Below are 8,611 nucleotides of genomic sequence, written 5' to 3'. Positions count from 1 at the left end.
GTGTGCCGTTGCGTGCGGGGGTGAGCGCGTTCGGGATGGGCGGGGTCAACGCCCACGTGGTGGTGGAGGAGCCCCCCGCACCACCGGCCGCCGACGACCGTCCGCCCCAGCGGGCGCACTTGATCAGGGTCTCCGCCGCCACCGAGGAGGACGTGCGCACGCTCGCCGCCGACTACGCCGACGCGGTCGGCGCTACGCCGCTGGGCGACTTCGCCTGCACGGCCAACACCGCCCGCCCCCTCCACCGTCACCGCGCACTCGTGGTGACCGAACCCGGGAGCGCCGAACGCGACCTGCGCGCCGTGGCCGCGGGCGAGGCACCGGTGACGGCGGTGCGCGGCGGCGGTGCGCCGACGGCCTTCGTGTTCACCGGCCAGGGATCCCAGCACGCCGGGATGGGCCGGGAGCTGTACGAGTGCGAGCCGGTCTACCGGGAGGCGATCGACGAGTGCGAGGAACTGCTGGGGCCCCACACGGGCGTCCCCCTCAGGCAACTGCTGTTCGGGGACCGGGGTCCGCTGCTGGAGCGGACCGAGCACGCCCAGGTGGCGATCGTGTCCACCCAGGTGGCGCTGGTATCGCTGCTGAGGTCGTGGGGGATCGGCCCGGACGCGGCCGTGGGCCACAGTCTGGGGGAGCTGGCGGCGGCCTGGGCGTGTGGGGTGTTCTCCCTGCCCGACCTGCTGCGGCTGACGGCGCTGCGGGCCCGGCTGATGCAGGAGCAGCCCGACACCGGCGCTATGGCCGCGGTGAGCGGTCCTGTGGAGGAGACCGAGCGGCTCCTGGCGGAGTACCCCGGGGTGGAGACGGCCTCCCACAACTCCCCGGTGCACATGACGGTGACGGGCCCCAGGGCCGCGGTCGTCGCCCTGGCCGAGCGGATCGGTGCGCCCGGGGCACGTCTGCTGGAGGTGTCGCACGCCTTCCACTCGGCGCACATGGAGGGCGCTGTGGGCCCGCTGGCCGAGGCGGTGGCGGAGGTGGAGCGGCGCGCGCCCGCCGTCGCCCTGGCCGACGCCGCCGCGGGCGGCTGGCACACGGCCGAGTCGGTGGCCGACCCCGGGACGTGGGCGTCGCAGGTGCGCCGACCGGTGCGCTTCGGCGCGGCCGCGGCCGCGGTGCACGGGTTCGGCGCGCGCTTCTTCTGGGAGGTGGGACCGCAGCCGCACCTGATCCCCCATGTGCGTTCGACCGTCGGCGGGCAGGGCAACCACTGGTATCCGTCCCTGCGCAGGAACAGCCCCGAGCAGCGGGGCCTGCTGGAGCGGGTCGCGCAGTACCACCGGGACTCGGGAAGGGAGTTGGAATGGGCCGGACTGCACCGGGGAAAGGGCGATAGCCTGACGCACGTTCCGGGCCGCCCTCTGCACCGGAGGAGCTTCTGGATCCCGGAGAGGGCGGCCGATTCCGTGCCCAGTGAGAACGTCGGCAGCCGCGGTTCGGCCCCCTCGGAAGCCCCTTCCGTGGCCTTCCCGAGCCATCCGCTGCTCGGCGTCCTCGACCTTCGTGAGGGAGCCCAGAATGTCAAGTGAATACGGCTTGAAAAAGCACTTCACCGGAGAAACGGCCACAATTCTCGGTACCAGTATCGAAACGGTCATGCCCCGGTTCGACACCGCGGGTTACGCGGCCGAGGTCGACCGGCGCGTCCCCGGCCTGGAGCTCAAGGACCGCGTTCTGGTCCTCACCGAGGGCCTGCGCTCACGCCTGCCCCAGGACTACCCCAAGGCCCTCGAAGTCCTGCGCAGCACGCTGGTCGACGAGCTCCCCGAGGGACAGGGGATGTTCACCGTGAGCTGGTTCCTCATGCCCGTCGCCCGGTACGTGGAGGAGTACGGGCTCGACCACCCCGAGGAGTCCCTGGACTTCCTGGAGGAGGTGACCCGCTGCCACACCGGCGAGTACGCGATCCGCCCCCTGATCACCGCCCACCGCGAGGCCGCGATGGAGCGCATCGCCCGGTGGGCCCACAGCCCCAGCCACAACGTGCGGCGGCTGGCCAGCGAGGGGATCCGCACCCGCCTGCCCTGGTCGGGCCGGCTGCCCTTCTTCGTCGACGATCCGTCCCCCGTCCTGGAGATCCTGGAGCACCTGCGCAGCGACCCCTCCGACTACGTGCGCAAGTCCGTCGCCAACAACCTCAACGACCTGTCCAAGGACCACCCCGCCCTCGTGCTGGAGACCGCGGCGCGCTGGACCAGGGAGAGCCCCACGCCCGAGACCGCGTGGATCGTCAGGCACGCGCTGCGCACCCTGGTCAAGAGCGGCGACCAGGAGGCCCTGGCCCTGCTCGGCGCCACCGGGGGCGAACACATGCGTGTGCACGGCCTGACCGTCCGCCCGGCCGCCGTCCGCCTCGGCGACACCCTCACGCTCCGCTTCTCCCTGGAGAACACCGACAGCCGCAGCCACCGCGTCACCGTCGACTACGCCGTGCACCACGTGCGCAGGAACGGTCGGCTCATCCCCAAGGTCTTCAAGCTCACCGAGGTCGAACTCGCCCCCGGTCAGACCCGCCACCTGGAAAAGACGCACACCATCAAACAGGTCCAGACCCGCACGTACTACCCCGGTGAGCACCCCGTCGACATCCAGGTCAACGGACTCACCCTGGCCACCGACAGATTCGAGTTCCTCGGATGAACGTCTTCCGCAACCTCGTGCCGCGGGACGAGCCCATGGCCGCCGACCACCTCGTCGGCGGCCGGGCGGTCCTGCCCGCCGCCGCCCAATTGGACTCCCTGCTCACCGCCCTGGACGCCCTCGAACCCGGCCACTCCTGGACCCTGGAGCGCGTCGGCCTGCTCGCCCCCCTCCACGTGCCCGACACCGGGGTCGAGGTGGAGACCGCCCTGGACCCGGAAGGGGAGTGCACCGTACGCTCCCGGCCGCCCGGCACCGACCGGTGGACCGACCACACCCGGGCCGGGGCGGTGCGTCGGCCCCTCGGCCCGCCCGACTACGAGGACATCGCGGCGCTCACCGCGAGCTGCCCCGACACCGTCGACCCTGACGGCTTCCTCCGCTGGCAGGACTCCAGCGGTATCGACTACGGCCCCACGTTCCGGGCCGTGCGGTCCCTGCGCCGGGGCCCGGACCGGGCCCTAGCCCTGCTGCGCACCGAGGAGCGGGCGGTGAGCCCCCACCTCCTCCCGCCCCCACTGCTGGACGCCGCGCTCCAGTGCCTGGGGTGGCTCGACGAGGGCCGCGGTGGACTGTGCCTGCCCTGGTCGGTGCACTCCCTCACGGTCCGCCGCCGCGTCACCGGGAGCGTGTGGGCCCTGGTCGAACGCACCGGCGGAGGAGCGGGCATGGTCCGCGGCAGGATCCGCATCCACTCACAGCAGGGGGAACTGCTGCTGGCCGCCGAGGGCGTCACCCTGCGCTCCGCCGCCGAACCGCCCGGCCCGGCGGCCACGCCTGCGCACGGGGCCGCCTCCCCGAGGGGTACCGCGGCCCCGGCCGACGGCCCCGCGCCGTCCACCGGAATCGACCGCATGGTCTGGAGCCCCGTCCGGCCCGCCCCCGAACCCGCGGGCCCGGAACCGCTGGTCCTGCGAGGGAGCGCGCGGGAGGGCGAGGAGCCGCCCGAGGCGGTGCGGACGGCCGAGGAACTGGTCTACGTCGCACCGGGCGACGCGGTCGGCCCCGACGCCGCCCGCCGCCTCGTCCAGAACTTCCTCGGGCTCGCCGCGCCCCTGGCCCGGCGCCGCCCCCCGCCCGCCCTCACCGTGGTCACCGACGGCGCCCACGGCACCCCCGACGCGCCCCCCGACCCCGCCCAGGCCGCGTTGTGGGGCTTCGTGCGCAGCCTGCGCAAGGAGCTGCCCCGTGCCCGGCTGCACCTGGTCGACCTGGGCGGAACCCCCCTGTCCCCCGAGGAGGTCCGCTTCGACCGGCCCGAACTGTGGCTGCGCGGGGGACAGTGGCACGCCCCCGGCGCCGCCCCGGCCCCCGCCACCGCACGGAGCCCCCGCACCGTCCGCGGACGGAGGTTCCTGGTGACGGGCGGTATGGGCGGAATCGGCCTGCACGTGGCCGAACACCTCGCGGACCTGGGCTGTGCCCACCTCACCCTGGTGGGGCGTACCGAACCCCGTTCCGGTGAGCGCGCTGAGCGCCTGCGTCGCCTCGCGGAGCGCTGCGAGGTGGTCCTGCGCACCGGCGACGTGTGCGACCCCGGTGTGCTCAGCGGCCTGGGCCCCTTCCACGGCGTCCTCCACTGCGCGGGCGTACTCCGCGACGGCCTCGTCCGTTCCCTGGACCCGGCGCAGGCCGCGGAGGTCCTGCACCCCAAGGTCGGCGGGGTGCACGCGCTCACCGACGCCCTGCACGGAACCGCCCCGGACTTCGTGGCCGTGTTCTCCTCCGTGGCGGCCGTGCACGGCAACCTCGGGCAGAGCGCCTACGCGGCCGCGAACGCCTACATGGAGGCGTTCGCGGCGTCCCAGCGCCGCCAGGGATTTCCCTGGTACGGCCTCTCCTGGGGGCTGTGGGAGGTGGGCATGGGCGAGGGCGTGGCCGACGGAGCGTCCCTGCGCGGCATCCCCGCTCTGCCCGCCGAGGCCGGGCTGGCCCTGCTCGACACCGTGCTCTCCCTGCCCCCCGACGACTACGTCTTGACCCAGCCGCCCCCGGCCCAGGAGGAAGAGATGCCCACCACCGACGACCTGTGGACACCACTGCGCGACATCCTGACCGACACCCTGCGTCTGGAGCGGCTCACCCCCGACGACAACCTGCTGGAGCTGGGTCTGGACTCCATCACGGCGGTGGAGGTCGGCTCCGCGCTGGCCGCGCGGGGCATCGACATCGACACGGCCGTCCTCTTCGACCGGCCCGACCTGCGCGACCTGCTCGCCCACCTGGAGCAGGCGGGCGCGGCCCCCCGGCCCGCGCCGCCGGAGCGCGTCTCCGCCCCGGCCCCGCAACAGGCCCCCGCACCGCAGCCGGGGAGCTTCACGCCGCCCTGGGACCAGTACCGGCACGAACCCGTTTCCGCCGCACCGGCCGCCCCCGCCCCCGCGTTCGACGCTCCCGCGTCCCGGCCGCCCCTCTCCCGGCGGCCCGCGACCACCGAGCCGGCTCCGGCGGCCTCCCGGGCCCTCACGGCCCCAGCCCGGACCCCGGGGCGCACACTGCCCGGCCGCCTGTCCGACCGCCCCGGCGGCACCTTCCTCGACCGGCGCATCGACGCGCTCTCCGCCGAGGACCGCGCCATCGTCGCCCGCGACGGCTACTTCTACGAACCCGTCATCGAGGCGGCCGAGGGCCCGCGCATCCGCTTCGACGGCCGGTGGTTCATCAACCTGGCCTCCTACAGCTACCTCGGGCTGATCGGCCACGACTACATCGACGCCCAGGCCCACCTGGCGCTGGACCGCTGCGGGACGGCCGCGCACGGCGTGCGCCTCCTGGCGGGCACCCTCGACCTGCACCGCGAACTGGAGGCGACCATCGCCGGGTTCCTCGGCACCGAGGACGCCATCGTCTACTCCAGCGGCTACATGGCCAACCAGGCCACCCTGGCGGCGCTCCTGGGCCCCGGCGACGCGGTCATCGGCGACGTGTACAACCACGCCAGCATCCTCGACGGCTACCGCATGACCGGAGCCGACGTGGTCACCTACGCCCACAACGACCTCGGTGACCTGGAGCGGGCTCTGCGCCGTACCGAGGGGACAGGGCGCATCGTCGTCACCGACGCGGTCTTCAGCATGGACGGCGACATCGCCGACCTGCCGGGCATCCTCGACCTGTGCGAGAGGTACGGTGCCCCGGTGATGGTGGACGAGGCGCACAGCATCGGCGTCCTCGGTGACACCGGGCACGGCATCGTCGAGCACTTCGGCCTGGACCCGGCACGCGTCGACATCAAGATGGGGACCCTGTCCAAGACCGTGCCCAGCGCCGGCGGCTACGTCGCCGGCTCCCGCGACCTGGTGTTCGCGCTCAAGAACAACGCCCGCGGCTGGATGTTCTCCGCCGCCGCCACCCCGGCGCAGATGGCCGCCGCCAAGGCCGCCTTCGAGGTGATCGGGGCCGCCCCCGACATGGTCGGGCGGCTGCGCCGGCTCACCGACGGGTACCGCGACCGGCTGCACTCCCTGGGCTTCGACACGCTCAACAGCGCTACCCCCGTCGTCCCGATCCTGTGTTCCTCGGCCGAACAGGCCCAGGAACTGGCCCGGCTGTGCCAGCAGGACGGGCTGTTCGTGCAGCCCATCGTCTACCCGGCCGTGCCTCGCGCGCTGCCGCGGCTGCGCACGATCGTCAACCTCAGCCACTCCGCCGACGACCTGGAGGAGGCCGCCTCGATCCTGGAGAAGGCCGGGCGCCGCCTCGGGCTGATCGGCTGACCACCCCCGCGTTCGGCGACCACCCCACACCCCACCGGAAGGGAACGGACATGACCCAGACCACCGGCTCCGAGTTCTTCGGCGCGGTCCTCACCGCCATCGCCTGCACCCGCAACAACGGCCCCGACGGCGACGCCTACGACCAGGGCGTCGTCGAACCCGCCCGCCGCATCCGAGCACTGGAGGAGGAGACCACGGGACGCGGCCTGACCACCGACGAGACCGAGCGGGTCCTCGGCTGGCTGGAAACGATCCTGGACACCAAGCGCGTCCCCGACGCCGAGCGGGAGTACCACCGCGACCGCGTCTCCCGGGCCGGCGGCCTGACCGTCGTCATGAGGGGAACCGCCTGAAGTGCCCGCTCCGGCGTGGTACAGCCACGAGTTCTGCCATTGGCACGACCCCGGGCAGGGGTCGGGCTACGTGCCGGTCGGCCCGTGGGTCGAACCGCTGCGCCAGCACGCCGTGGACCCGGACCTGCGGCGTGCGGAGGGCCTGGTTCGGGCCTCGGGGGTCCTCGACGTCTTCGACTGCCGGACCCCCGCCCCCGCCTCGGACGAGGAGCTGGAGCTGGTGCACACGCCCCGGCACATCGCCCGGGTGGAGGAGGCCTCCGCGAGGGGCGGCGGCGACGCCGGGGTCTACGCCCACGTCAACCACCACAGTGCGCGGGCCGCGCGCCTGGCGGCCGGGGCGTGCGTCTCGGCGGTGCGCGAGGTGGCCGAGGGCGGCCGTGAACGGGCTTACTGCCTGGTACGCCCGCCCGGCCACCACGCTGAGCCGGAGCGGGCCATGGCCCTGTGCCTGTTCAACAACGTCGCCGTCGGTGCCCGGGTGGCGCAGGGCCTGGGCCTGCGCCGGGTGATGGTGGTCGACTGGGACGTCCATCACGGCAACGGCATCCAGAAGGCGTTCTACGAGGACCCCGACGTGCTCTACGCCTCCATCCACCAGGACGGGCTCTTCCCGCCGGGGTCGGGCGGCGTCACCGAGACCGGTGCGGGGGCGGGGGCCGGTACCACCCTGAACGTCCCCCTGCCCCCGGGGTCGGGCCACGAGGCGTACCTGAGCGCGTTCGACCGGTTGGTGGCACCCGCCGCACGTACGTTCGGCCCCGAACTGATCCTGGTGGCCGCTGGCGTCGACGCCAGCGGCCACGACCCCATGGGGCGCATGCTGTGCACCAGCCTCACCCTGCACTCCCTGACCCGTCGGGTGTGCGACCTGGCGGCCGAGCTGTGCGGTGGGCGGTGCGTGCTCGTGCACGAGGGCGGCTACTCGCCCTGGTACCAGCCCATGCTCGTCCTGGGCACGGCGAGCGCCGTGGCGGGGGCCCCTCCGCCGGAGGACCCCTTCCGCCACTCGCTAGACCACCTGCCCGGGCAGCGCCTCCAGCCCCACCAGAAGCGTGTGATCGACTTCCTGTGCGGTCACCACCCCCTGATCCCGTGAGGAGACCATGCCGAACTGGCTGACATCCCTGGGCCGAGCCGACCGTGTCCGGAGGCGCCTGGTGGCGCTTCCGCACGCGGGGGGCTGGCCCTCCGCGTTCGCCCCGTGGCGTCCCCTGGTGCCGGACGACGTGGAACTGCTCGTCGCGCAGGCACCCGGGCACGGCGCCAGGATCGCCGAGGAGCCGCTGCGCCGGGTGGAGCCCATGGCGGACGGGATCGCGGCGGAGCTGTCCGGACTCGACGACCTGCCGACGGTGGTCGTGGGCCACAGCTTCGGCAGCGTGCTCGGATACGAACTCGTCCGCAGGCTGGAGGCAGCCGGGCGCCCGCCGCGTCTGCTCGTGGTCTCGGCCCGCCAGCCGCCCTGTTTCCCCTCCACGGAGCCCTTCGCCCACCGGCGATCCGACGACGAGCTCCTGGAGCACCTCGTGCGGATCGGGGGGATGCCCGCGCGCCTGGGCTCCGGCGGGGGGCTCCTCGGCCCCCTTCTGGCCGCCGTGCGGGCCGATCTGGAGGCCATGGAGCTCCATACGCGCCCCGCCTCCGAGACGGCCGTGCCGATTCTCGCCGTGGGCGCCGTGGACGACCCGGTGGTGGTCACCGAGCGCATGGCCCTGTGGGAGCTGGAGACCAGCGGGGGGTTCCGGTGGGAGCTGCTGGAGGGCGGCCACTTCTACCTCTTCCGGCCGGAGGCCGCCGCCGCGGTGGTCGGCCATGTGCTGGCGGCGCTGCCGGAGACCTCCGCTGCGCTGCCGCGTGCCTGAACTGCCGGCTTCCAAACGTGATGAACGGGACGCG

Annotated in this window: 6 protein-coding genes; all 6 read left to right on the top strand. The window is 73.8% G+C overall.

Annotation, left to right across the window (positions count from 1 at the left end; all coding sequences use genetic code 11):
* A partial coding sequence (locus ACFHWE_RS20535; RefSeq protein ID WP_416603351.1) for an acyltransferase domain-containing protein occupies positions 1 to 1,532 on the top strand: 1,532 nt, incomplete at its 5' end.
* Positions 1,522 to 2,643, top strand: coding sequence for a DNA alkylation repair protein (locus ACFHWE_RS20530; protein ID WP_416603350.1), 1,122 nt, complete (start codon positions 1,522 to 1,524; stop codon positions 2,641 to 2,643). The genes ACFHWE_RS20535 and ACFHWE_RS20530, both read left to right, overlap by 11 nt.
* Positions 2,640 to 6,359, top strand: coding sequence for an aminotransferase class I/II-fold pyridoxal phosphate-dependent enzyme (locus ACFHWE_RS20525; protein WP_416603349.1), 3,720 nt, complete (start codon positions 2,640 to 2,642; stop codon positions 6,357 to 6,359). Before ACFHWE_RS20530 ends, ACFHWE_RS20525 begins: the two co-directional genes overlap by 4 nt.
* A gap of 50 nt (positions 6,360 to 6,409) precedes the next feature.
* On the top strand, positions 6,410 to 6,712 hold the full coding sequence (locus ACFHWE_RS20520) for a hypothetical protein (protein WP_416603347.1): 303 nt from the start codon (positions 6,410 to 6,412) through the stop codon (positions 6,710 to 6,712).
* A 1-nt stretch (position 6,713) separates the two neighbouring features.
* Positions 6,714 to 7,811 (top strand): class II histone deacetylase, encoded by a 1,098-nt coding sequence (locus ACFHWE_RS20515; protein ID WP_416603346.1) that lies wholly within the window; start codon positions 6,714 to 6,716, stop codon positions 7,809 to 7,811.
* 7 nt (positions 7,812 to 7,818) lie between these two features.
* The gene (locus tag ACFHWE_RS20510) at positions 7,819 to 8,577 is read left to right on the top strand and encodes a thioesterase II family protein (protein ID WP_416603344.1); all 759 of its coding nucleotides are present in this window, start codon (positions 7,819 to 7,821) and stop codon (positions 8,575 to 8,577) included.
* Positions 8,578 to 8,611: the final 34 nt, after the last annotated feature.

The sequence above is a fragment of the Nocardiopsis sp. LOL_012 genome (genome assembly GCF_048060475.1).
GTDB lineage: Bacteria > Actinomycetota > Actinomycetes > Streptosporangiales > Streptosporangiaceae > Nocardiopsis.
Note: the sequence above shows the minus strand (reverse complement) of the source record. Positions and strands in the feature narration are given on the sequence as shown.

What these genes read in the sequence shown, in the direction of transcription:
- ACFHWE_RS20510 (WP_416603344.1), top strand. Translation starts at nt 7,819, where the DNA reads ATGCCGAACTGGCTGACATCCCTGGGCCGAGCCGACCGTGTCCGGAGG.
- ACFHWE_RS20530 (WP_416603350.1), top strand. Translation starts at nt 1,522, where the DNA reads ATGTCAAGTGAATACGGCTTGAAAAAGCACTTCACCGGAGAAACGGCC.
- ACFHWE_RS20525 (WP_416603349.1), top strand. Translation starts at nt 2,640, where the DNA reads ATGAACGTCTTCCGCAACCTCGTGCCGCGGGACGAGCCCATGGCCGCC.
- ACFHWE_RS20520 (WP_416603347.1), top strand. Translation starts at nt 6,410, where the DNA reads ATGACCCAGACCACCGGCTCCGAGTTCTTCGGCGCGGTCCTCACCGCC.